This is a genomic window from Streptococcus sp. CCH8-H5, from assembly GCF_001556505.1.
Classification (GTDB): Bacteria; Bacillota; Bacilli; order Lactobacillales; family Streptococcaceae; genus Streptococcus.
The window spans coordinates 1-24,913 of the sequence record NZ_LSIZ01000098.1 but is presented as its reverse complement, the minus strand read 5'-3'; the positions used below and the strand labels follow the sequence as shown (position 1 = coordinate 24,913).

18 protein-coding genes are annotated in these 24,913 nt (G+C 37.1%); 14 read left to right on the top strand and 4 right to left on the bottom strand.

Features of this window, described 5'->3' with window-relative positions:
* Window positions 1–526 precede the first annotated feature (526 nt).
* The 10 genes from AX663_RS06055 (at window position 527) to AX663_RS06010 (ending at window position 12,542) form a co-directional block, all read left to right on the top strand.
* Window positions 527–4,510, top strand: a complete 3,984-nt coding sequence (locus AX663_RS06055; protein WP_060973018.1) for a mucin-binding protein — start codon at window positions 527–529, stop codon at window positions 4,508–4,510.
* A gap of 366 nt (window positions 4,511–4,876) precedes the next feature.
* Window positions 4,877–5,593, top strand: coding sequence for an ABC transporter ATP-binding protein (locus tag AX663_RS06050; RefSeq protein ID WP_002891344.1), 717 nt, complete (start codon window positions 4,877–4,879; stop codon window positions 5,591–5,593).
* Window positions 5,587–6,396, top strand: a complete 810-nt coding sequence (locus AX663_RS06045; protein ID WP_060973017.1) for a hypothetical protein — start codon at window positions 5,587–5,589, stop codon at window positions 6,394–6,396. The genes AX663_RS06050 and AX663_RS06045 overlap by 7 nt, the downstream gene beginning before the upstream one ends.
* Window positions 6,377–7,048: a hypothetical protein gene (locus AX663_RS06040; RefSeq protein WP_060973016.1), complete on the top strand. Its 672-nt coding sequence runs from the start codon at window positions 6,377–6,379 to the stop codon at window positions 7,046–7,048. The genes AX663_RS06045 and AX663_RS06040 overlap by 20 nt, the downstream gene beginning before the upstream one ends.
* A 223-nt stretch (window positions 7,049–7,271) precedes the next feature.
* Window positions 7,272–7,946, top strand: coding sequence for a response regulator transcription factor (locus AX663_RS06035; RefSeq protein WP_060973015.1), 675 nt, complete (start codon window positions 7,272–7,274; stop codon window positions 7,944–7,946).
* Complete coding sequence (locus AX663_RS06030) at window positions 7,931–8,998, top strand: sensor histidine kinase (protein WP_060973014.1); 1,068 nt, start codon at window positions 7,931–7,933, stop codon at window positions 8,996–8,998. The genes AX663_RS06035 and AX663_RS06030 overlap by 16 nt, the downstream gene beginning before the upstream one ends.
* A 105-nt stretch (window positions 8,999–9,103) precedes the next feature.
* Window positions 9,104–9,667, top strand: a complete 564-nt coding sequence (locus tag AX663_RS06025) for a sugar O-acetyltransferase (RefSeq protein ID WP_060973013.1) — start codon at window positions 9,104–9,106, stop codon at window positions 9,665–9,667.
* Between the two features lie 128 nt (window positions 9,668–9,795).
* A complete protein-coding gene (locus AX663_RS06020) occupies window positions 9,796–10,206 on the top strand; it encodes a MarR family winged helix-turn-helix transcriptional regulator (RefSeq protein WP_081372580.1) in 411 nt (136 codons plus the stop codon).
* A gap of 25 nt (window positions 10,207–10,231) precedes the next feature.
* A complete protein-coding gene (locus tag AX663_RS06015; protein WP_060973012.1) occupies window positions 10,232–11,617 on the top strand; it encodes an MFS transporter in 1,386 nt (461 codons plus the stop codon).
* A 166-nt stretch (window positions 11,618–11,783) separates the two neighbouring features.
* Entirely contained in the window at window positions 11,784–12,542 is a 759-nt protein-coding gene (locus AX663_RS06010; protein WP_060973011.1) for a CPBP family intramembrane glutamic endopeptidase, read from the top strand.
* A gap of 82 nt (window positions 12,543–12,624) precedes the next feature.
* Here the strand turns inward: AX663_RS06010 and AX663_RS06005 are convergent, their stop codons facing one another.
* Window positions 12,625–13,500, bottom strand: a complete 876-nt coding sequence (locus AX663_RS06005; RefSeq protein WP_060973010.1) for a LysR family transcriptional regulator — start codon at window positions 13,498–13,500, stop codon at window positions 12,625–12,627.
* A 140-nt stretch (window positions 13,501–13,640) separates the two neighbouring features.
* Window positions 13,641–13,991 carry a helix-turn-helix domain-containing protein gene (locus AX663_RS06000; protein WP_037598004.1) on the bottom strand — a complete coding sequence of 117 codons (351 nt, stop codon included), beginning with the start codon at window positions 13,989–13,991 and terminating at the stop codon, window positions 13,641–13,643.
* Window positions 13,992–14,341: 350 nt separating this feature from the next.
* Here AX663_RS06000 and AX663_RS05995 point away from each other — a divergent pair, with 350 nt between their 5' ends.
* The 4 genes from AX663_RS05995 to AX663_RS05980 all read left to right on the top strand — a co-directional run bounded on the left by AX663_RS05995 (window position 14,342) and on the right by AX663_RS05980 (window position 18,867).
* A complete protein-coding gene (locus AX663_RS05995) occupies window positions 14,342–15,967 on the top strand; it encodes a malolactic enzyme (RefSeq protein ID WP_000123923.1) in 1,626 nt (541 codons plus the stop codon).
* A 77-nt stretch (window positions 15,968–16,044) separates the two neighbouring features.
* The gene (locus AX663_RS05990) at window positions 16,045–16,992 is read left to right on the top strand and encodes an AEC family transporter (RefSeq protein WP_060973009.1); all 948 of its coding nucleotides are present in this window, start codon (window positions 16,045–16,047) and stop codon (window positions 16,990–16,992) included.
* 12 nt (window positions 16,993–17,004) lie between these two features.
* A complete protein-coding gene (locus AX663_RS05985) occupies window positions 17,005–17,676 on the top strand; it encodes a hypothetical protein (protein ID WP_060973008.1) in 672 nt (223 codons plus the stop codon).
* A gap of 180 nt (window positions 17,677–17,856) precedes the next feature.
* A complete protein-coding gene (locus tag AX663_RS05980) occupies window positions 17,857–18,867 on the top strand; it encodes a hypothetical protein (protein ID WP_060973007.1) in 1,011 nt (336 codons plus the stop codon).
* Between the two features lie 111 nt (window positions 18,868–18,978).
* Here AX663_RS05980 and AX663_RS05975 read toward each other — a convergent pair whose 3' ends face one another.
* Window positions 18,979–21,504 carry a glucosyl transferase gene (locus AX663_RS05975; protein ID WP_060973006.1) on the bottom strand — a complete coding sequence of 842 codons (2,526 nt, stop codon included), beginning with the start codon at window positions 21,502–21,504 and terminating at the stop codon, window positions 18,979–18,981.
* Window positions 21,505–21,887: 383 nt separating this feature from the next.
* On the bottom strand, window positions 21,888–24,913 hold a 3,026-nt coding region (locus AX663_RS05970), incomplete at its 5' end, for a glucosyl transferase (protein WP_060973005.1).

Genomic DNA, 24,913 nt, shown 5'->3' with positions numbered 1-24,913 from the left:
GACGAAGCGTCAAAGTCAATCTATACTAGGAGTAATGCCAGTTATTTATTGGTATTCCATAGTCGAGGACTAGGCACGGACCTTGTCTGTGTCATTCTCTTAGGTTGTTCCCTTACAACTAAGGTAAGGCTCTAGACTTTCAAAGATGAGAAGTAGTTGTGATCGTTTTAAGTGTATTTCTTGTAAGAGTGTCTCTAGGGAGAGAAAACACCATTAAAGACTCGTCATTTAAGTTATAGGGGTAATCTCATTTTGATATCACTTTCGTAAACTACTTGATAGATATTGCACATTAAAACACTATTTTTTCACTTAGGGGTTAAAATGATTAAAGTTCTTACACCTTACTTGTAAAAATTCGATTCTCGTATTATAGTATATATAAGAGATATCAAAAATTTTAATCTTTGATAAGAACTTGTTAGCTTCTCTGAGGGAAAATGAAATCTTAATAGAAAAGATTTCCATGAGAACTTAGCAAGTAAAGGATTTTATTTCTCATAAAAAGAAGAAAGGGGGAGTATTTTTGAGAGCCTATAGGGAAGATGCGACTGAAGCAGCAGCAAGAACTGCCGAAGAGCATATTGCACATAAATCAGCGCACTCTGATTTAGTTGATACTATAGATCTTTCTAAATTATTGACTAACCCGAAAAGTCGCTCTGACCACGGTGCCCCCTCTCCATTAGATTTTGCCAGAGCTGACGAAGTTCTCTTTGATAATCATGCTCAATCGGAAACCGTGAGGATTCCATCCAAGCAGGAGATTATCTTTCAAGGAGCGGATTCGCAAACTCCAGATCCTGAAGTCATGGAAAACCATGTCTTCACAGGGACTAGGGATAGGAAGACTGGTTTAATCGAATGGGACAAGGACAGTTATACCTATCCTAAGATATCGGTACCAGTTGTCCAGGGCTATTTCGCTGACCAAAAGGAAGCGGGTTTTAACGTTGTCACGCCTTATGTGCCAACGGTAACGGAACATGTGACCTATAGGAAATTGGGACGCATTATCCCTGTGACAGAAGATGGGGAATATATTCCAGGTGCTTTGACTAAGCAGTATAACAATAACAAAAAAGATCCACGAAAGGCGGGTGAGACAGCAACACCAGCTGTTCAAGATTATATGACAGATATTAAAAGTGTAGTACCGAACAAACCAGGGGCGGACACTCCGGTTGTGTATCGTAAAATTTTCAAGAAAGCCAGCATCACTTATATTGATGAAACTACCGGTGCTTACTTGGTTAGTGACCAGTTGACCGGTGAATTGGGTGAAGCGATTGAATACGGGACAGCAACACGTATCAAGACTTTCAAGGACATGGGATATGACTTGATTCAGGATGAATTCCCTAAGGATGCCATTTTTGATGATAAAGATATTGATGATCAAGAGTGGTTCGTCCTCTTGCAACACGATGTTGCCAAGGTGGGACCTGACAATGAGCAAGTCCCAGATACTCCAATCAATCCTAATAATCCAGATGGACCTAAATGGCCATCTAAGTATGCTTACGAAAAAGAAGTAAGCTTCACAGTCTTTTACAGAAGTACAGATGGCAATGCTGATTTGCCAGATGCTGATGTGCAAAAGGCTTATTGGGTGCGTACTCTTACCTTCGACAAAGTTACAGGTGAGCTTGTTGATGAGACAGAGTGGTCTCCAAACAAAACCAAGTATTATGATATCTATGCACCAGTTGTTTTAGGCTATTTTGCGGATAGAGTAGAAGTTAAGGGTAGAGATGTTACTGAGGATAATATAGAAGAAACCGTTACCTACGTTCCACTTGGTAAGATCATTCCTATTGATGCGAATGGACGCTTGATTCCAAACGTGCCTACGCCAACCTTTAACAATGATGCCAATAACCCAACAAAGGTTAGTGAGACTCTTGTTCCTCACATTCCGGGTTACCGTCCAATGCAACAAAGTGTCATGCCTGAGAGCTTGACAGACGATATTCTTGTCGAATATGCTCCAATTCTAGAGGATGTCACGCAACCAACCTTACAAACTGTCTTCTTCAAAGGTGCTGGCGAAGCAACACCGTCTGTTAATATTCAGTCTGACTTCAGCTTCACTGGTAAGTACAACCAAGCAGAAGACACTTACACATGGGATCAAGACAGCTATACTTTCGCTAAGGTCAATGTTCCAGTTATCGAAGGTTACTTTGCGGACAAGGCAGTTGCTGGTATGCAGGTTGTTACACCTGATAAACCAGAAGCAACAGACAGTGTTGCCTATAAAGAGCTTGGTAAGATTATCCCTGTTGATAGCTTTGGTAATCCTATCGCGAATGCAGAGCCAGTTCATTATGCTAATGATCCTCAAGATGCTACGCAAGTTATTGAGACACCAGCACCACAAGTTGCTGGCTACCAAGCTGAAAGTGAATTGGTATTGCCAATTGACCTCAGCATGGACCAAACCTTGGTTTACGAGCCAATCTTGGATGATATCACGCAAGATACGAAACAAACGGTTACCTTCCAAGGTGCAGGCTACAAAGATCCAGTTATCAACATTCAAGATAGCTTCAGCTTCCACGGTAAATTTAACCAAGTGGAACAAACAAGCACTTGGGATCAAGACAGCTTCACTTATGATGTTGTAGAAGTTCCAGTTGTAGATGGCTTCTATGCGGATAAACGTCAAGCTGGTGGACTTGAAGTTCGCCCTGACCTTCCAGAAGTGGAAGATACAGTTACTTACACAGAGCTTGGTAAGATTATTCCAGTAGATGAGTATGGTACACCTATTGAAAATGCACCTACTCCAAGCTACAACAACGATCCTGAAGATCCAACCATGGCTATGGAAACAGTCGTTCCAGATGTTCTTGGTTACATTTCTGAAAAGGCCTTTATTACTCCAGAACACCCAGGTCAAGATACCAATGTGGTTTATGCTAAGGATGAGCAAAAAGCTATTATCCTTTACATGAATGAGCTTGATAAGTCTGAATTGACTCGTGATGTCGTCGTCGGAAGCTCAGGTGAAAAGATTGACTACTCTACTGATGAACAAATTGCAAACTTGCTCAAACAAGGTTATGAACTTGTCAACGATGGTTATGCAGAAGCCTTTGACCACACTTACAATGGTGATTCTGACTTTGATCAAGTTTTCGAAGTTGTTCTTCGTGAACGTTTGGTTCTTATTGATCCAGATATGCCAGCACCAGTTGCAGGTGAAGTCGTAGATCCAAACGATGTTAATAGTCCAGTTTGGCCAAATAGCGTAGAGATGCTTGAAAACCGTGCCGATGTGACACGTACCATCCAGTATGTCTTCGAAGAAGGTGGCTTGGCTAGCGACGACTACGTTGAAGTTCTTGATTTCAAACGTTTGGCTAACGTTAACCTTGTGACAGGCGCTATCAATTATGAAGCATGGTCAAGTACTCAAGCTGGCTTCTCAGCTGTTCCTTCTCCAGAGGTTGTTGGATTTACACCAGACCGTATGGAAGTAGCTGAAATGACAGATGTTTCTGTAGAAACACCTGAAATCATGGAAGTAGTAACTTACCTTAAGGATGCTCAGAAAGCTACAGTTACTTATGTTGATGGCACAACTCGTAAGAAACTTGAAGTGGTTGACTTGCTTGGTAAATCAGGCGAGGTTATCGATTACTCAACAATCGAGCGCATCAAGTACTACAGTGATCGTGGTTATACCCTCCTTGCGGATGGTTTCACAAACGGTGTTATCTTTGATGGTGATTCACATGTTGACCAAAACTTCATGGTTACCCTTCGTCATGGTACTGTTCAAGTAGGTCCAGATAACATCCAAGAAGCTGGTACACCAATCAACCCAGCAAATCCTGATGGTGCTAAATGGCCAGAACGTGAAAGCTATATCAAAGATGTAACCTTCACAGTTCTCTACACATCTAGCGATGGACAAGCAGAACTTCCTGCTAATAACATCCAAACCGCTCAATGGACTCGTAGCTTGACTATTGATAAGGTTACAGGTGAAGAGCTTGGTTCAAGCTACTGGACTTCAAATAAAGGTCAGTTTGAAACAGTTATCACCCCTGAAGTAGAAGGCTATAGCGCTGATAAGGACAAGGTTGAAGGTAAGACAGTAGGTCAACGAAACCTTGAAGAAACCGTTGTTTATATCCCGCTTACAGGTGATATCAATGGTAAACCTAAAGAAAACAAGGCAGACGATATCGTTGTTGAAGAGGTTCAAGACCTAGAAGTTCTCGACCAAGTTGAAGAACAAGTGGAATCTCATGAGGGACCAGTAACTTATGGACCAGGCGACGACTTTGAAGCACCTGTTTCTGGTCAAGCTGAGGGTAAAGGCTCTAAACACAAGATGCCAATTAATCTCTCAAATGAGGAAGAAGCAAACAAAGGTAAGATTGAAGAAACCATCAATATCGCAGGCTTCACCGTATCGGTAACAGGTCTAGGACTTGGTCGCAACGGACGTAAGAAGAAAAATAAAAAAGATCACAAAGATCAAAAAGAAAAATAATCAAAAGACCTGAATGACTCAGGCATGCCCAGACAGAAAGAAAATCTCAAGTTGCTTATGGCACTTGGGATTTTTTTGTGGATTGTTTCTTATCTAAAATAAGATGTTTAAAGACTATCTCAGAACATTTTTTTATTAAAAATATGTAAAACTATTAACTCTGATTTTTTTCCGAAAAGATATTGATAAACTACAATTATAGTGAAAGGTACCTTCACTATAACAAGACATTCTCCAGATTGGGTTTCAGATTTTAAAACTTCCCCTTTTAATGCATATGCATGGGTGGAGTTTGATAATAAGCCTATTGGTGAAAGCATTAATTTATGAAATTTCAAAAGGTTCTATTCGTCAAAGGAAAGCGAAATGATTAATATTACTAATTTAAATAAAACATACGATGACAAAGTTGTATTATCAAATATAACTTTTCAAGCTAATAAAGGTGAAATTACTGGTTTGATTGGACCTAATGGTTCTGGGAAATCAACCCTAATAAAAATACTATTAGGGTTGGAGTCAGCTGATAGTGGAAAGGCAACTATTTTAGGAACAACATATAGTGAGTTAGGAGCTGAGCCAATCTCAATAGTAGGAACTTTTTTAGATAGTTATCAACCTTATCCAAGTAGAACTGGTTATGAGCAATTAAGATGGATTGCACTTTCTTGTGGACTAAGTAAGCAACGTTGTACTGAATGTTTAGAAATTGTTGGATTAAAAAATGTTGGTAAGAAGAAAATCAAAGATTATTCTTTAGGAATGAAGCAAAGATTAGGCTTGGCAACAGCAATACTTGCAGACCCAGATATTTTGATTTTAGACGAACCTATTAATGGGTTGGACCCAGAGGGAATCCGTTGGTTAAGAGAGTTTCTCAAAGATTTTGTGAAACAAGGAAAAACAGTACTATTAACTAGCCATTATATGAGCGAACTTGAATTAACCGTAGATAGAGTTGTAGGTATTTCAAATGGTCATGTTGTTCTAAACGACAAGCGTGAGCAAGTATTGAAGCAATATGATAGTTTTGAAAACGCCTATTTTAGCTCTGTACATGAAAGGAGTAGTATAAAATGTTAAGTCAAGTTATTAAGGGGTATTTATATAAATATAGTCATCTAACTTTATTTAAAATGGGATTTTTTATCTTAGTTGTAGTTAGTTTGTTTTTTACCTATCAAAACATTCAAGTCATTAATGCACTACACACTGGTGCTGCCAACTCAGTAAATATTGATCAAAATGTAATTGAGACTCCTTATAGAACGGTGAGAGATGCTATTTTATCATCTCCTTATCAAGCAACCGTGTTATTTTTGCCTATATTGTCAGCATTAATTCTAGCAACTGATTATCAATTTGGTGAGGATGAGTTTTCATCACTAATTTGTGCTAACTGGAAAATAAGGTTGTTTTCACAGATATTTAGTATAATTGTTATTTCAATAATGACGACCTTTACGTTGTTTTTATTAAATGCATTACTTCTTAAATTCATGTTAGTTAGTAAGTTACAAAGTATTCTGTCTATAGGCTTAATGCTTGATGTTTTCACTAGAATAGGAGCTTTTACAATTACACTTAATTTACTCTCTCTATTACTTGTAAAAATAACAAAAAGATCAATTCCTTCTTTGATTGTGATAGTTTTATTGTTAGTTTTTTCTTTATCAGGCATACTTAAGGCAATTTCTCCTATTTTAGATAATTTATTACCTTTAATTGGAGCTAAGTCTTTTGCTTTTGGTAGGATCGAAGCCGGTCAGACAACTCAATTATATGGAGCGATTCTTCTATTATTTGAAACTTTCCTTACTATGATTTGTTTATTTTATTTAGAAAAAATAAAATGGGGGAAGAAGAATGAAAAGCCAATTGCATAGCTTATTTTATAAAAAATATAGTTTATTACCTATACAGGTTTATTTATTATTTCAGTTAGTATTTGTTATTATAATAAGTTTATTAAGATATCTAAAATTCGAAGTTAATGGAGATTCTCTCACTTTTAACAGTTCTGTTTTATTAACTATAATATCGTTCTCTTTTTTAGGGAATGGAGTTTTAAATGCAAGTGTAGAATTGAGGACACAAAGTTATAAGCAAGTTTACCTGAACAACGGAAGTAGGGTGAAGGCAGCATTATACATATTATTAATAGATCTACTAGAATGTTTAACACAGTCAGTATTAGCAGGTTTAATAGTAATGATGTTTAGTCAGGGTATTCATAGTGAAGTAAATTTTTATTATTACTTGTTTGGTTCAGTTGTATACTTTTTAGCGGGTTACTCTTTTTCCTTTTTATGCGGTAATTCAATGATTGCACTTGCAATTTTGCTATTATTTCCTATACTCGTGTTGCCTTTTATAGATAGGGTTTTACCAATAGCTTCAAGTGTAATAATATATGATTTAGTTTTTCAGCTAATACATACAAACTATTCTATAATGCGTTTTATTGTATTTATAATTTGGCTTCTTGGATTATTCTTTACGAGTTATTGCCTTATTAGAAAGGAATTTTTAAAGTAAGCCAAATAAAGATTGTTTTTTAGATGAGACAACATCGAATTTAGATAGATTGACTGAAAAATAGATACAAGACTTTGGAGCACATATTCTGTTACTTAAAAATGAGCATTATTGAGATTTGGTAGAAACTCAATTTATTGAATTATCAATTATATGCTATTTTTGAAATGTATTTTCGATTTTTAATTATGTTACAATATATTCAAAACGTACGAGGGAAAAAATGGTAAAGTCTAAAATTCTAGTTATTGACGATGATTTAAAAATTTTAAGATTGATTAAGAATATTCTGGAGAAAAACTCCTATGTAGTTGAAACTAGAAATTCTGTTGAAGATATTAACCTTTGTGACTTCATAGGATTTGATTTGATTTTACTGGATATAATGATGCCAGTGAGTGGTATTGATATTTGTAGTAGGATCAGAAGTCAGATTCAAACACCCATAATTTTTATAACTGCTAAAAACCTTGAAGAAGATATTGTTGAAGCTATTGGAATAGGTGCAGATGATTTTATTACCAAACCATTCGGTATGAAGGAGTTGGTTGCAAGAGTCAAAATGCATATTAGAAGAGATAAAAGGCTACTTTCTGTCGGAGATACTGAGACTAGTGGTTTACTTCAATTTGATAGGGTAGGAAAGGAATTAATAGTAGACGGTAATAGTATTTCTCTTTCGAGAAGGGAATTTAATTTATTATATTTGTTGTTTACCTATCAAACTAAAATCTTTAGTGTAGAGGAGCTTTATGAATATTTGTACCCTCAAAGTTCAGAAGTTCAGTACCGAAGTATTACAGAGTATATCTATCAGATTCGACAAAAATTGAAACCTTATGGTATTGATCCAATTAAAACTCTTTGGGGTGGGGGATATAAATGGCAAAATCAATAACATTAAAGCAGTTGATAAGAGCAACTTATTTGAAAATTATTTTTCAATTTTTGTTATGCATTTGTTTTTTTTACATTATTCCTGCCCTATTTACAGCGGTTGAAGGAATTAATGCTAACAATGTGAATAGCTTTACTATGTTTTTTAGTGTTAGCTCGTGGATTTATCTTTGTGTCATTTTAGTTGTTATAATTGTAAGAAATGTACAAAAACTTCTATATGAAATTCAGAGAGAGATGAAGACAGTATATGAACAAAGCTTATATTCAGACAATAACAAATACTCTAAGCCACTAAGGTTATTTGAATTTATTGAGACAAAAGAACATATTATGAAGATGCAGGATAAAATTCAAAAGATGCTTGAAAAAGAGAAAAAACAAAAGCAAGAGCTAATGTTCAGAGTGTCTTCCGCAGCACATGATTTAAAGACACCTCTAACAATAATTTCAGGTAATGCTGAGTATCTTCAAACATTTGATTTGTCTCCTGAGTTAACTCAATGCTTATTAGATATCGAATCTTCAAGTCAACAACTAGATAATTATTTTAATCAATTTATTCAATATTCAAAAACATTTTATAAAGATAATATCAATAAAGAGCATATTACTTCGGAGCAGCTTGCGTCATGTTTGATTAGAGAATTAACTCCTCTGACAACTGGGACTTGTGTTTTAAATGTATTGAATGAAACCCCATCTGATACTACTATTCATATTGACTTAGTATTATTCTTAAGAGCAATTACTAATCTAGTGAATAATGCAATGTCCTATAGTCAATCAATGATGCCAAAGATAGTTATAAAATTATCATCTGAGCAAAATAAGATTGTTTTATCGGTTTGGAATGATGGCTCAAGGTTCTCAGCTAATATGATTGATAATGTAGGATCGCTCTTTTACCAAGATAATCAGTCAGGAAACGACTCTCAAAATCACCATTTTGGAATAGGGTTATCTTTTGTAAAAAGAGTCGTAGAACTTCATGATTGGGAACTGAAACTTTCTAATGAAAATAATGGAGCTATGGTTACAATCTATATTTAGTAATATTTTTTAAGTTGAGATATTTATCTAGTTTATATCTGTTCGCTTGTGGTAACATCACTTCTATACTACAATATAGGAAAACAACCATAAAAGGAGTATACCATGCCGACAGAATATGAAAAAATGATTGCAGGTGACTTTTATAAACCGAGTGATCCTGAGCTACGTGCTCTAGCAGCTAAATCGAGAGAAAACCAAATGGCCTTTAATGCGGAACCTGACCGTCTCAAGAGAGCTGAAATTGTCAAATCTTGGTTTGGTTCGACTGGTGAAAATCTTGCCATGAATCCTCAGTTCGTTACGGATTACGGTGTTAATATCCATATCGGTGAAAATTTTTATTCTAACTGGAACTTGACTATGCTAGACGTCTGTCCTATCAGGATTGGTGACAATGCCATGATTGGCCCTAATTGTCAGTTTTTGACGCCCTTACATCCTCTTGATCCAACCGAGCGTAATTCAGGCCTTGAATATGGGGCTCCAATTACTATCGGTGATAACTTCTGGGCTGGTGGAGGCGTGACCATCCTTCCTGGCGTTACCCTAGGGGATAATGTAGTGGCTGGGGCAGGCGCTGTTGTGACTAAGTCCTTTGGAGACAACGTGGTTCTAGGTGGAAACCCTGCGCGTGTGATTAAGGAAATTCCTGTAAAGAAAGACTAAATGAAGCAACTCAAGGATTTAAGTTCTTGAGTTTTTCTATTTTTTGAAAGAATCTATTGACTTGAGTTAATAATTCTACTACACTGTTAATCGCTAGTTAGCTAACAATATAGTTAAGGAGTCATGTTTTGGACCATTTTGGACGCTTGTTGAAGCAAGCCAATAACAATATGATGCGCCACTTTGATCAGTTTGCTAGGCAATATGATTTGACTGGAAATCAGATGGCCATTATCGATTTTATAACCAATCATGCTAATCATGAGGTATTTCAACGTGACATTGAGCACGAATTTGAGATTCAGCGTTCGACAACGACAGTTCTCTTACAGCGGATGGAGAAAAAAGGCCTTATCGAACGACATATCTCAGCGAAAGACGCTAGGCAAAAAGCGGTTGTTTTAACGGATAAGGCGGTAAAAATCGCGTCTGCCTGTCAATCCTATCTTCGTAAAGAAGAGGAAGAGTTTGCCCAGCAATTTTCAGCTAAAGAGAGAGAAATCTTTCTCAAAATATTACAACACTATCGTAATCTTTAAGTTTATCTAGGAGGAACAAATACTCATGTCAGAAGAAAAAATCTCCACCAAGATCCTGTGTGTCATCTTTGCGACAGGAATCCTTTCTTTTTGTGGAGTGGCTGGTGAAACAGCTATGAATATCACCTTTCCTGTATTGATGAAGGCATTTTCGGTTAATACGTCAACAGTACAGTGGGTTACAACCATCTACCTATTAGTCGTTGCTTGCGTGGTGCCCTTATCTGCCTATCTCAAGCGCTCGTTTAAGATGAAAACCATCTTTCTGGTCGCAAACCTTTTGTCTATTTTAGGTGTTCTCATTGACTTTATAGCGCCTAGTTTTAGCTTTGTTGTTTTGGGACGATTGGTTCAAGGGATGGGTGTTGGTTTTGCTCTACCTCTCATGTTTAACATCATTTTGGAGCAGGTGCCAAGTCGTAAGATTGGTCTCATGATGGGAGTTGGGACACTGATTACAGCAGTTGCACCGGCGATTGGACCAACTGTTGGTGGACTTTTGACAGCGCATTTTGGTTGGCGTTCTATCTTCCTCATTCAGTTTCCTATTCTCTTGGCTTCACTGATTGCAGGGCTTCGCTCGATTGAGCAAAAGAGTGAGGTTAAACGTGAATCTTTAGATATCCTCAGTCTAGTGGCTACCATCTTTCTTTTCTTGGGCCTGATTTTAGGTCTTCATGGGGTTGCTGAACATGCCTTCTTCAGCTTCTCAGTCTTAGGTTGGCTTTTGATTGGAATCTTAGGTCTTGCCATTTTGATTTGGCGTTCTACAACATTAGAAAATCCCATCATCAACCTCTCTATTTTGAAAAATCGTAAACTGACAGGTCATATCATCGCTTTCTTTTCTTTCCAATTGGGTTCCCTTGCGATGAGTTTCCTCTTGCCAAACTATGTGCAGTTGGTTAACCACTCTAATACCACTCTTGCAGCCTTGATGCTCCTCCCAGGAGCTATCATTGGTGCAGGATTTGCTCCGTTTTCGGGTATCATTTTAGATAAGATGGGAGCTCGTAAACCAATTCTGATTGGAGCAAGCCTTATTGTTCTTGCTCAGTTGCTATTTAGCTTGTTTGGCCTCTCCCTTTCAAATACTTTGATTCTCGCCTTTTACATGATTTTCATGACGGGACTTGGGGTTGCCTTTGGTAATGTCATGACCAATGGACAGAAACAACTGTCGCTTGATCAACGAGCCGACGCTAATGCCATCTTTAACACGCTCCAACAATTTGCAGGAGCAGTGGGAACAATACTAGCATCTCTAATTGTTGCTATGAGTCAAGCTAACCACAAGATTGACTTTGCACGAGCAACGGCTCAAGGTAGTCGAAATGGCTTTGTGGTCCTATTTGTTTTGGCTATTTTCCAACTCCTTGTCTTAGTTAGTGTTGTTAAAAAGAATGATTAATAACAAGTTTGAAGCAAAGGAAACATGCTTTCCCTTGCTTTTTCTTTCCTTAAATGAAATACTAATCTTATTGCAAATTTTAGTATTATGTTAAGGTTTATGACTTATAATAAACTTAAAGAATAAACCAGTCTTCGATCAAGAGGATAGAAGAAAGGAAAGACCAATGTCTTTACTCAAGAAAATTCGTCCCGAACAACCACTAAAGAATCTGAGGTGGTTTGATATCGGTATTGTTACGCTCATTATGTTTGGACAGTTTATTGTCCGTTCAACACAAATATATTTGGCAAGTTTGGCTCCAAGCGTTTCCACAGCAATCAGTGAGACTTCAACAAATACAGCCAGTGAAGGAGCAGGCTATTCAAGTAATTTCACCTTGCAGATTATTCTCCTAACCTTAGCGATTATATATCTCTGGATACGTCATTTTGACTTTAAACAATTACCTATACGCCTAAAGTGGTCTGTTCTCTTTTGGGTACCCTTTATTTTCGCTATCTCAGGTCTATTTGCCGATATGGTTAGCACCTTGTCAGGACAGTATAATTATTTTAGTCCTCAAGTTTTAGCCTATATTAATCCTATGGCTGTTATTGATAAGTTTATGGCTTTGTCACCTATGGCCATTGCTTACGGACTGCTTAATGGTTTCTACGAGGAATTTTTCTTCTTAGGGCTCTTGACCTCAGTAAAGGACAAGTATAAATGGTGGGTCTTGCTCTTTTCAACCATTGTCCGTGTGTCCTTCCATACCTATCAGGGCATGCTATGGGCTCTGGTTATCGGTGTGGTCTTTGGTCTACTTTATTATTTCCTTTATAAATACAAGGTCAAAAACTTGCTTCCATTCTTCCTCATGCATGCCTTGGCGGATATGTTTGGCTCGAGTCTCATTTATCTCTTGGTAAACTGGAATTATTAGTAAAACAACTCCCTTCGTTTAAGTACGAGGGGAGTTTCCTTTTATTGTTAGATGTATCTTAATTAGCTTAGTATTATCGCTTTTAATTTAATAGTTCTTGGAAGAAGTTTTCTACCTCAGGATGAAGATTAGTTTCCTTAAGTGTAAGTAGTGAAACATAAAGCGACATGCGTTCCTCTTTAACCATTGGGATAGAAATTAAATCTTTGTCTTCCTTTGTTATAGCGATTTCAGAAAGAAGACTGATACCAATTTTTTTACGAAGGAGTTGCTTAAGCAAATTAATATCATCTGTTTGAAAGAATGGTGTTGCAGCATGATGATATTGATTATTCAAATGTTGAAAAGCTTTTAGATGAACAAAATGTTCGTCTAAAATAATAAAATTTTCATTTAGAACATCAGAGAAAGCGATAGCTTCCTTATCTGCCAATGAGTGGCCTGAAGGTAGAATATAATAAAGATCACTTGTCATAAGAGTTTTAACTGAAAATCGTTTATCGATAATCGGTTCTAAGCTTCCAATAAAACTGGCATCTAGTTCTCCCTTAGACAAGAGGTCTAGAAGTTCAATAGAACCTTCTTGTATAGGGTGAATGTTTCGAAGTGCTGAGACATTTTCAATAAAAGCAGGCTCTTTACGAACAAGATAGTCAATAATAAGAGGCGGAAACCCAATTGTATCATAGGGAGAAATGCTTCGAAGTATTTCTTTTTGGGCACCTTGTATTTCTGGAAGAGCTTTCTTTACATGTCGTAACAATATATCACCTTGTGGAGTTAGCTTAAATGTCCTATGAGAAGGATCATGCACAAGTAATTGGCAATGAAACTCCTTTTCTAAACGTTTAATGGCATAAGAAATAGATGGTTGACTCACCCCGTTTTTTCGAGCTACTTCAGTGAAAGATTGCAAGTTGCTTAGGTCATAAAAATAGTATAAGTCTTTAAGATTCATAAAATCACACTTTCAAAAAATTGTTAAAAAGAGTTACATAGACAAGGCTAGATGAGATGATAAGTAAATATTATCCGTAGTGATGTGTTTGACTATAACTTTTTTATTAGGTTAGAATATGATGATGAGTCAGGAGATGATTATAGGTTATCAAGAATATCTTCAAAAATAGCTAGGATTTTCTCCCTTTTATCAACAGGAACTTGTTTCAGCTTCATGTTAACTCTTTTCAATGAGAGATTATCGGTTTGGTCAGTGGTGGGCTCGAGGCTATTGAAATTGAAAAAGTCCTCTGGTGTCAAGTTTAAGGCGACAATCACTTTTTCTAGACTGTGAATGGTCAGATTCACATTTTGGTTTTCTAATTGATTGATATACTTGAGTCCGAGTCCTGCCTGTTCCGAAAGTTCCTCCTGGCTCATTTTGTTTTGTTTACGAAAATATTTCACTTTTTGTGAAATATATTTTTGTAGATAATTATTAGTTGTCATATAAACAGAATACAAGTTTTAAATGACAAAAATAACTTTTTAAACAATACAAAGTATACTATAAAATCCATATTGTTGTTTATTAGTTCAATATGCTAGTCTCTATTAGTACCATCACAATTGTTGCTACTATACAGCCTGTAAAACAAATGTGTTATAGGGTTAGGCACAGATAAAGTGGTTGTCCATTTGTATCTGGAGGAAAGATGATAACTGGTTGTATAGTTGATTCTGTCATAATTCTTTTTGCCCATTATAACATAAAAGAAATGAGTGGACACTATAAAGCACATTGTTCTTTAAAACGACTATTTTAAGTAGTATAATATAAGTAAAAAGGAGGTTGCATTATGACTGCACATGATATTTTAAACAACCCTTTCCTCAATAAAGGTACTGCCTTTACCTTAGAGGAGCGAAAGGAACTAGGCCTTATTGGTTTACTGCCACCGTATGTTCAAACGATTGAAGAACAAGCGGCGCAAACTTATGCGCAAATGCAAACAAAAGCCAATGATTTGGAAAAGCGTCTTTTCCTAATGGAAATTTTTAATACCAACCGGACTCTTTTCTATTACCTCTTTTCTCAACATTTGGAGGAATTTAATCCAATTGTATACGATCCAACCATTGCAGATACCATTGAAGGCTATAGTGACCTCTTTGTAGATCCCCAATATGCGGGATATCTTGATATTAATCATCCTGAAAATATTGAAGCCACTTTGAAAAATGCTGCTGGGGATCGCGAGATTCGTCTCATTGTTGTAACAGATGCAGAAGGAATCCTTGGAATCGGTGACTGGGGAACAAATGGTGTTGATATTTCTGTCGGGAAATTGATGGTCTATACAGGTGCTGCTGGAATCGATCCTTCTATGGTCCTTCCTTTAGTCATTGATGCAGGGACTAACCGTGAAGAACTTCGTAACAATCCTAATTACTTAGGAAATCGTCACGAACGGGTCCGCGGAGATCGTTACTACGACTTCATTGACCAATTTGTTCAAACAGCAGAACGTCTCTTTCCTAAACTCTACCTTCACTGGGAAGACTTCGGCCGCTTGAATGCAGCCAATATTCTTGAAAAATACCGGAAACAAATTCCAACTTTTAATGATGATATTCAAGGTACAGGAATCGTTACCCTAGGTGGTATCTTTGGTTCACTGGATATTAGTGGTGAAAAATTAACAGATCAAGTTTATCTCTGCTATGGTGGTGGTACTGCGGGTGCAGGAATTGCCTCTCGTGTTCTTCGTGAAATGGTGAGTGAAGGTCTTTCTGAAGAAGAAGCCTATAAACGTTTCTTTATGGTTGATAAACAAGGTCTTCTCTTTGATGACATGGATGACCTAACCCCTGAACAAAAACCGTTTGCTAAGAAACGTGCTGACTTTAGTAATGCAGACAAGTTGACTGACCTGCTTGAAGTAGTGAAGACTGTGAAGCCAACCATTCTTGTAGGAACTTCAACTCAACCTAATACCTTCACTAAAGAAATAGTAGAGGCTATGTGTGAAAATACAGAGCGTCCGATGATCTTCCCTTTGTCAAATCCAACCAAACTAGCAGAAGCTAGTGCCAAAGATTTGATTGAATGGTCAGATGGCAAAGCTTTTGTCGCAACAGGAATTCCTGCTGATACAGTTTCTTATAAAGGTGTCGACTATGTGATTGGTCAAGCCAATAATGCCTTGATTTACCCAGGTCTTGGTCTAGGTATGCTGGCTTCTGAAGCAAGTCTTTTGACTGATGAAATGATTGGAGCAGCGGCTCATTCATTGAGTGGTATTGTCAATCCAGGCCAACCAGGAGCTCCTGTCTTGCCGCCATTCAAGTATGTAGCAGATGTTTCTATTAAAGTAGCAGAAGCAGTCGCTAAAAAAGCACAAGAGCAAGGTCTTGCGCGTGCTAAGGAAACAGATATGGCCAAAGCAGTTCGTGATTTGAAGTGGTATCCAGAGTATAAATAATCCACTGCTGCTGTCTATCCTTCACTAGCGACAGATTTGTATGGACTGTGGACTTAAGTAATTTAGAAAGGATACCTATGTCACTCTTTTTAACCTCGATTACGAGTATCATTCCGATTATCGCTATCATTGTTTTGGGGTATATTCTTCAGGTGAAGGGATGGTTTGGAGATGACTTTGGACCTAACCTGTCTCGTTTAATCATGAATGTAGCCTTGCCAGCGTCAATCTTTGTGTCGGTGATGAAATACCTAACGCTAGACAAGCTAATCAGTCTTTCTGGAGGCCTCCTTTATACTTTTGTAGCCTTTATCTTGGGCTATATCGTAGCTTATATTGCAGTTGTGGTTTTCAAGGTTCGTCCAGGACGGCGAGGAACCATGATTAATACCTTTGTGAATGCCAACACTATTTTTATTGGTTTACCTTTAAACGTTGCTCTTTTTGGGGATCAGGCTCTTCCTTATTTCTTAATTTACTATATCACCAACACGATTTCCACCTGGACATTGGGCGTGTATTTGATGACGAGCGACAGTAAATCGGGTCAAAGTAAGGAGACAAGTAAATTTGACTGGAAGAAATTGCTACCAGCTCCGCTTGTAGGTTTTCTTGTGGCTCTACTGTTTTTGATTCTTCGAATCTCTATTCCAGATTTCGCAACGAATACCTTAACCTATGTTGGAAATATCGTCACTCCTCTATCTCTGATTTATATTGGTATCGTTCTTGCAAAGGCAGGTTTGAAAACTATTACTTTTGATAAAGATACAATTGTTACTTTAGTTGGACGCTTTATCCTAGCTCCTCTAATCATGCTTCTTGTATTGAAGTTCTTTGCACCAAATATGGCGACAGTAGAATTTAAGACCTTTATGATTCAGTCCGCTACACCAGCCCTTGCTGTTCTTCCGATCCTTGCTAATCAGGGAAAAGGAGATGTAGAATTCTCTACGAATGTGGTGACTCTAAGTACGGTTCTATTTATCGTTGTTATTCCAATATTACAAACTTTATTAGGATAAGAGGAAGAGATTGTGAGAACAATTTTGAATGGCGTGAAAAAATGGCAGAGACTTATCAAACTTGTGCTATTTTTATCTATTGCTAGTCTGGTTATTGTAGAGATAATCAGACTTTTTAAGACAATTTCGTTTGATAAGATTGGAGCAATCTTTGGAGAACTCTCTCCAATAAAAGTCATTAGTTTAGCTTTGCTTGGTTTTATGGCTGTTGCACTTATGATATTCTATGATAAAATCTTAAATAAAGAGCTTAATCAGAAACAAAAATTATCTTACTTACTAGAGACAAGTTGGACTATTAATAGCTTGAATAATATGATTGGCTTCGCCGGTTTGGTGGATGTTGGTTTACGATATTCTTTCTATGGAGATGAGGAACGACCTGAAAAAAGTATGCAGGGAATTTCTCGTGTCATACCTTCTTTTATGAGTGTTTTCTCACTGTTTGCACTGTTAAGTTTAGTTTTTATAATTATATTTCCTATTTCAATAGGGGTTCAAAAGTATTGTCCAGCTCTTTTAGGAGCTAGTCTATATCTTCCAATTGTTTTATTGGTTTCAAACAGAAAAAAATGGGCCTATTTTAGTCAACTGAGTGGAAGGACAATTAAATCTTTAGTATTTGCTTCTGGCCTTGATTGGGCTAGCGTATTAAGTTTTTTCTTTTGGTTGGGTATGCTTTAGGCTATAATTTACCAATTTATGATATAATCCTCTTCAAGGGATTTAGTTCTGTGTAAAACGGAGCTAAATCCTTTTTATATAGTAAAATCAATACCATTAGGGTTTGATTTGATTTTTATTAAAAATATGAGATAATAGACTCGGACTAAGTTTAAACAGCAATTTTAGAGGGAGACAATTATGTCAAAACGACTATTATCGAATGAGCCGAATACCCCCAAATCCCTTAAGGAGCTTTTCTGGGAAAATGCGGAAAAAGCTCGTATGGGGGAATTTTGGAAAGATAAGAAGAGTTACAAAGAGCTTTCAGAAGCTACGAGGATTCCGTCAGGAAGCCTTCGGATGCTTTTCATGAACAAGCCTAAGGGAAATATTCCAAAGATTGTAGCCATTACTAACGGTCTGGCCAAGGTGACTGGGAAAAAGATTACACTTGGGAAGCTCTTAGCTCGAGATAATCAGCATGAGGGTTTTGAGTTTCCAAGAGATCCTGATCAGGTCACCCAGAACTTGTGGCACAATATTCGCAAGAAGTTGGAAATCACGGAAGATATGGCTGAGGGGGAAGTCAGAGAACGCATGACAGCCTTTGTAGTCTCATCTGGTATGGCTCAAACCAACTATAATCTGATCAATCAAACAGGAACGGTATCGCTTGATACTTTGGAAAAATTTTCTAAAAGGCTTAGAGTCGAGCCTTATGAATTATTAGCTACCATAAGACGAAGGGAGATTGTTGATAGGAATGACTTCCCTATTCCTAAGGAAAATGTTAGCGACTCCCATATTGATATTGGCAAGCTTAATACTTTCATTAAATCACAACCTTACTCACCAAATGGTCAAGAGGTGGCATCAGCAGACTTAAGCCCACAGAATCTCTATCATTATTATGCCAAGGGAAATGTCGGAGATATGTCCATAAAAACAGCCTATAAGTTTAAAAGACTAGTGGATATTTATGAAGCAGAATATGGTGTTCTTGAACCTTCAAGCAGAGTTTTAGATGTCAAGGAGTTGAAAAAATTCCTTTATAGTGGCATGATTACCGGCTATGCCATTTCTAAGACAGGGTTGATGAATGCGACCAATGGAAATCTCTATATCAAGGGCAAACGTCCTATCGAATCTATGCAACTGGATCGTGCCTTCGGTCTCTATAAACACCTAAAAAGACTGAAAAAGGACTAATAAATTCTTTACCTAACAAAAAGCCCAAATCAATAGTTTGATTTGGACTTTTTGTTTGTCGTTTATCTGTATGACGAATGAGAATAATTTTAGTCGATTTGCGGACTTATCTTACAATTGCTTTGCACGTCCATTTTCATCAAAGTGATAAGTCACACCATTAATGGTACGTGTTTGGTTGGTGACGAGCTCACCAGAGTTTTCATCGTAAAAACGAGTACCCTTGTAGTCTGTAACGAAATCGCCCTTCACTTGTTTACCTTCATAATCGAAGTAGAGGTGTTGACCATTGATGACTTGATCAAAGAGGAGGGCCTTACCATCCTTACCGAAGTAGTACCAGTTGCCCTTCCAATTAACGAATTGGTTAGTTACCGCAGCACCTGTTTCAGCATCGAAGTAGTAGTAACTGTGGATTTTAGGTTCGATGATAGTACTACTAGATGTCCGAGGATATCTAGTAGACTCTTTTTGCTCAGGACTAAGCACTTTATCTTTTGCGAGATAACCAGTAACTAAGCTTGTAGACTCTGTATTATCGAGATAATAGAGTTTCCCATCGATTTCTTGAAGACCGAGAAGTTTATTACCATTTTCGTCAGTATAGTACCAATCGCCACCTACTTGATGGAATCCTTTTTCTCTGACTGCGGCTCCAGTAACTTTATCATAGAAAGGTCCTGAACCGTAAGGTCCAAAAGTACCTCGACGGGCTTGTCCATCTTCATAGAACGAATAGGTTACACCATTAATGGTATGAGAATCAGAAAGTGGTTTTCCATCTTTATCATAATAGAAGAGACCATTATCAACATGAACAAATTGGTTCCGTGGGACATCCTTCTGTTCACCGGTATCCTTATCATAGTAGTGGCCATTTTTAACTACGTTTTTGAATTGTGTTCCGAGGTGGTCGTCAAAGTAGACAGGAACACCATCAATGGTATGGGCACCTTTTAGAATATTGCCTTGCTTGTCTGCATAGAACCATTTGCCTCGAGTTGTAAAGTAACGCCCCTTAACAAGTTCACCAGTATCCTTGTCATAATACTTAACTGGGTTACCAAAGACAACAAAGCTATCATAGAGAACATTAATGCCATCTTCATCTACAAAGTCATCTTTAGCTTGTATTCCAAATACCCTGTCGAAATGCACTTGAGCACCATTGATGATGTGGTCGCCTTTAAGGATTTTGCCATTTGAACCGACATAATACCAATGGTTATTAATATTATGGTAACGATTTTTTTCGAGTGTAATTCTCGCACCAGAGTCTTTATCATAGTAGTAACCGTCGTCTCCAAAATCACCTTTAACTTGTCGCCCATAATAAGAATCAAAGTAGACAGGAACATTATTTATGGTTTGTGAACCTTTTAATGGTTTGCCCTCAGCATCAACATAGTACCAATATTTATCTACATTGACATAACGGTTGGTTACAAGTGCACCAGTTGAGGCATCGTAGTATTTACCATTACCTCCGAAGTCACCTTTCACTTGGGCACCTGTCTTTTTATCGAAGTAGTACTCTTTACCATCAATACGAGTAGCACCCTTCATGGCTACACCTTTTGCGCCAACGAAGTAGCTCTTATCGTTGACTGTTACGAATCGGTTGCTTACTAGCTTACCAGTGTGTTCATCATAATAGCGGTTATCCTTGTCAAAATTCCCTTTTATTTGAACACCATTTTCATCGAAATAGACCTGAGCTCCATTGATGATATGGTTGCCCTTTATAATTTGTCCTCTATCATTGAGATAGTAGCATTTTCCTTTGATTTCAACAAAGCGGTTGGTACCTAAATTGACGAAAACACCATCCTGATCGTAAAAGTGTCCATTAGGAGCAAAGCGATCAATGATTTGAGTCCCAAATTTATCGTCAAAGTAGGATGATCGACGATTAATTCGATACTCACCATACACGGGATTCCCTTTATCATCTAGATAATAGCGTTCATATTGTTTTGTATCGTTGCTGTAGGCAACGATAAATTGATTTTTGAGAAGAGCACCAGAATCTTTATCATAGAAATTTAGTTTTTTAGCATCATTAGGGTCTTTAGCAAAAACGCCTTTAGCTTGTATGCCATTTTCTTTATCGAAATAGACTTGAACCCCATCTATGGTTTGTGGTCCAGTCAGATCCTTACCATTGGCATCTCTGTAATGCCATTTGCCGTTTTGGTCGCTGTAATATTGACCGCCTGTAACGTTTAAGTCCTCATTGATAACAGGAGTTGTCGCAGTTGTTTCACTAGTGGTACTGTCTCTTGTTGAAGCTGTGTGTGCTTCAACGTTAGCTGTTTCAGTAGGTGATTGACTTTCATTAGTGCTTGCTGAAGCCCTTTCTCTAGCGTTTTCCGAACTTGCTAACTCTGGAGCAACTGTTGAACTTTCAGCAGAAGCAGTAGCCTCAATTCCCTTTGTTTCAACTAAATCTGCTGTTGTTTCAAGATTGGCAGTAACACTTGCTGTCGTGTCATTCTTGAGTGTTTCACTAGCAGTTACTTCATCCGCAAAAGCAGCTCCGGCAATAAGTGCAAAACTAGCAAGAGCAGATGCACATGAAAACGCAATCAGATACTTTTTAGATGCGTTTTTTTTGGCCTTATCATTTTTTTCCATAATAAATACCCCCTTTTAATTTATATTATAAGACAATAAGAAAGCCTTTTCAAGATTAAAATGAAAAGGCTTTCTTATAATGTGAAAAGGAGTAGACAAAAAAGAAAAGTATGCTTTTTTATGAATATTAAGTGAGATGTTGCCAGTTCTTACTAAATCCAGGATTCATAAAAAACAAAAAAATCCAGGACCTGAGCCCTGAATTTAGGAGATTATGAAAAAGAAAAGTTTTAGGATAGTTATAGTATATAAATCAAATCCTAAAGTTTGCTTAAAGTAGACAAAAATTATTTTCTTGGATTTTTAAAAGGAAGTTGAAATTAATCAACTTCCTTAGTATAGATGTCTTATAAGAATAATTTTAGTCGATTTCCTGACTTATCTTACAATTGATTTGTACGTCCATTTTCATCAAAGTGATAAGTCACACCATTGATGGTACGTGTTTGGTTGGTGACGAGCTCACCAGAGTTTTCATCATAGTAACGAGTTCCCTTGTAGTCTGTAACGAAATTACCCTTCACTTGTTTACCTTCATAATTAAAGTAAAGGTGTTGACCATTGATGACTTGATCAAAGAGAAGGGCCTTACCATCGTTACCAAAGTAGTACCAGTTGCCCTTCCAATTAACGAATTGATTAGTTACAGCAGCACCTGTTTCAGCGTCAAAGTAGTAGGCTGGATTGTCTTCTGGTTTTTTTGTATCAGTATTATAAGAATAGAAGAACCAATTCGGTTTTCCTAAAGCGCCACGAATTTGTTTGTGGGTTTCATATTTATTGGTAGGATTGTAAGAAAAGTAATATAATTTTCCGTCGATTTCTTTAAGACCTGAAGCTTTATTTCCTTTTTCGTCTACGTAGTACCAATTATCACCAGACTTAATAAAGCCAGGTTTTTCGACAGCAGCACCTGTTTCATCATCGAAGTAAGGAGGATTGTCATAACGATCAAAAGAACCTCTCAAGACTTCTCCATCGTCTTTAATATAGTATCGTTTACCATTTATTGTTCGGTAGTTAGAATACTGTTTTTCGCTATCAAAGTAGTATAGTTTGCCATCGGCTTTGATGAATTGATTACGAGGAACTTCGTGACGAGCACCAGAGTCTTTATCGTAGTAGTAACCTTCTGCGATTGCGTCTTTAGCTTGTACTCCATAAGAGTCAAAATAAACCTGCACCCCATCAATAGTTTGTGAGCCTTTAAGGATATTTCCTTCCGCATCTGCATAGTACCATTTACCATCATGGCTGAAGTATTGATCTTTTACAAGAGCACCAGAGTCTTTATCATAGTATCTCATAGGAGTGCCAGATAGATGATATTTTTCTTTTATGACTAGTTTACCATCTTTGTCAGCAAATCCACCTTTAATTTGTTGCCCTGTCTTAGTGTCAAAATGAACTTGAATACCATCGATAGTTTTATCACCTTTTAATGTTTTCCCATCATTGCCAATATAGTACCAATTATCGTTAACTTGGACATAGCGGCTTGTTCCTAAATCTACTTTAGCACCAGAATTTTTGTCGTAGAAGTAGCCATCATCGGCAAATGTACCTTTAATTTGTTGTCCATTGTAACGGTCAAAGTAAACTTGTACGCCATGGACAGTTTGTGGACCTTTTAAAATCTTTCCTTTATTATCTGAATAATACCACTTACCGTTGACTGTAAAGTACTTATCTTTAACAAGGGCTCCTGTATCTTTTTCGTAGAATTTAACAGGATCATTATTATAATTGTAATTCTCTTTACTAATTAGTTTGTCAGAGTAATCAACAAACCCACCTTTAATTTGTTCACCGGTATTTTTGTCGAAGAGATACTCGATATTATCAATTACAGTAGCACCTTTGACAGCTCTGCTGTCAGAACCAATAAAGTAAATCTTACCATTTGATGTGACAAACCTGTTAGTAACTAGATTACCAGAGTCTTTGTCGTGGAACTGTTGATTGTTATCAAACCCACCTTTGACCTGTTTACCGCTACGATCAAAATAAACATGAGCATTATCAATGGTCTGTTCACCAGTCAAAATTTTTCCATCATTACCAACATAGTACCAATTCTCTCCAATTTGAACATAACGGTTAGTACCAAGGTCTGTAAAGTTACCATAATGGTTATAGTAGTGACCGTCACCAAAATCATTAAAAAGTTGATGACCATCATAATTGCTGAAGTATACGGAGGCACCACTGATTGTTTGTGGTCCAGAAACACGTATACCATTCTCATCTACATAGTAACGTTCATATTTTTGTGTGTTCTTATTATAATCTATAATGTATTGGCTTTTAACAAGAGCACCGGAGTCTTTATCATAGTAGCGATATTTATAATCTGAGGAATCTCGAACAAATTTCCCCTTAATTTGTCTTCCATCGCTATCAAAATAGACCTGAACACCATCAATGGTTTGAGCTCCTTTTAGGATAGCACCATCATTTCCTGCGTAATACCATTTGCCATCTAGTTCGAAATAGCGGTTAGTACCAAAATCAACTTGTTTACCCTCCTTGTCGTAATAATAGCCATTAGGAGCAAATCTATCCTTAACTTGTTCACCATAGTTATCAAAATAATTCCAGATTCCGTTAATTTCTTTGTGGCCAGTTACTTTATAACCATTTTCGTCTAAGTAATAGGTGCTACTATAAATGTTTGCGTAATTATTAGTAACAAGCTCACCGGAATCTTTATCGTAATAATGATTGTCTTTAGCAAAATTTCCTTTAACCTGTTTACCATCTTCATCAAAGAAAACTTTGATACCATCAATCGTTTGCGGTCCTTTTAAGATTTTCCCCTCACTTCCAATATAGTACCAATGATTGGAAATTTGGAAGTAGCGGTTAATCCCTAAGTCAGTTAATTTCCCATCTTTATCATAATAACGTCCATTAGGATCAAATCTGTCTTTTAATTGTCTGCCATTATAATCGAAGTAATTCCAAACCCCATTAATTTCTTTGGAACCAATTACCTTATTTCCATTTTCGTCTACGTAGGAGTTAGTTATGGGAAAATCATTATAGTTAATTACATAGTTATTGGTAACAAGAGCACCAGAATCTTTGTCATAATAGTGACCGTCCCAGGCAAATTCCCCTTTAACCTGAACACCACTATCTCTAAAGTAGACCTTAACGCCATCAATAGTTTGTGGTCCAGTCAGGTCTTTACCACTAGCATCTTTATAATGCCAGTGACCATATGCATCACTATAGTATTGACCACCAGTGACATTGGTTTCGCTGTTTGAAGTTTCGTTAGCTGATGTAGCCTCATTGGTAGCTCGGTCTGTAGTTACAGCTTCGCGTGTTTGGCCTGAGGCCGATTCTGCAGGTGCTTGACTTTCGCTTGCAGTTGTTGAAGCTGTTTCACTGGCAGTTTCAG

What these genes read in the sequence shown, in the direction of transcription:
- AX663_RS06050 (WP_002891344.1), top strand. Translation starts at nt 4,877, where the DNA reads ATGATTAATATTACTAATTTAAATAAAACATACGATGACAAAGTTGTA.
- AX663_RS06045 (WP_060973017.1), top strand. Translation starts at nt 5,587, where the DNA reads ATGTTAAGTCAAGTTATTAAGGGGTATTTATATAAATATAGTCATCTA.
- AX663_RS06040 (WP_060973016.1), top strand. Translation starts at nt 6,377, where the DNA reads ATGAAAAGCCAATTGCATAGCTTATTTTATAAAAAATATAGTTTATTA.
- AX663_RS06035 (WP_060973015.1), top strand. Translation starts at nt 7,272, where the DNA reads ATGGTAAAGTCTAAAATTCTAGTTATTGACGATGATTTAAAAATTTTA.
- AX663_RS06030 (WP_060973014.1), top strand. Translation starts at nt 7,931, where the DNA reads ATGGCAAAATCAATAACATTAAAGCAGTTGATAAGAGCAACTTATTTG.
- AX663_RS06025 (WP_060973013.1), top strand. Translation starts at nt 9,104, where the DNA reads ATGCCGACAGAATATGAAAAAATGATTGCAGGTGACTTTTATAAACCG.
- AX663_RS06015 (WP_060973012.1), top strand. Translation starts at nt 10,232, where the DNA reads ATGTCAGAAGAAAAAATCTCCACCAAGATCCTGTGTGTCATCTTTGCG.
- AX663_RS06010 (WP_060973011.1), top strand. Translation starts at nt 11,784, where the DNA reads ATGTCTTTACTCAAGAAAATTCGTCCCGAACAACCACTAAAGAATCTG.
- AX663_RS06005 (WP_060973010.1), bottom strand. Translation starts at nt 13,500, where the DNA reads ATGAATCTTAAAGACTTATACTATTTTTATGACCTAAGCAACTTGCAA.
- AX663_RS06000 (WP_037598004.1), bottom strand. Translation starts at nt 13,991, where the DNA reads ATGACAACTAATAATTATCTACAAAAATATATTTCACAAAAAGTGAAA.
- AX663_RS05995 (WP_000123923.1), top strand. Translation starts at nt 14,342, where the DNA reads ATGACTGCACATGATATTTTAAACAACCCTTTCCTCAATAAAGGTACT.
- AX663_RS05990 (WP_060973009.1), top strand. Translation starts at nt 16,045, where the DNA reads ATGTCACTCTTTTTAACCTCGATTACGAGTATCATTCCGATTATCGCT.
- AX663_RS05980 (WP_060973007.1), top strand. Translation starts at nt 17,857, where the DNA reads ATGTCAAAACGACTATTATCGAATGAGCCGAATACCCCCAAATCCCTT.
- AX663_RS05975 (WP_060973006.1), bottom strand. Translation starts at nt 21,504, where the DNA reads ATGGAAAAAAATGATAAGGCCAAAAAAAACGCATCTAAAAAGTATCTG.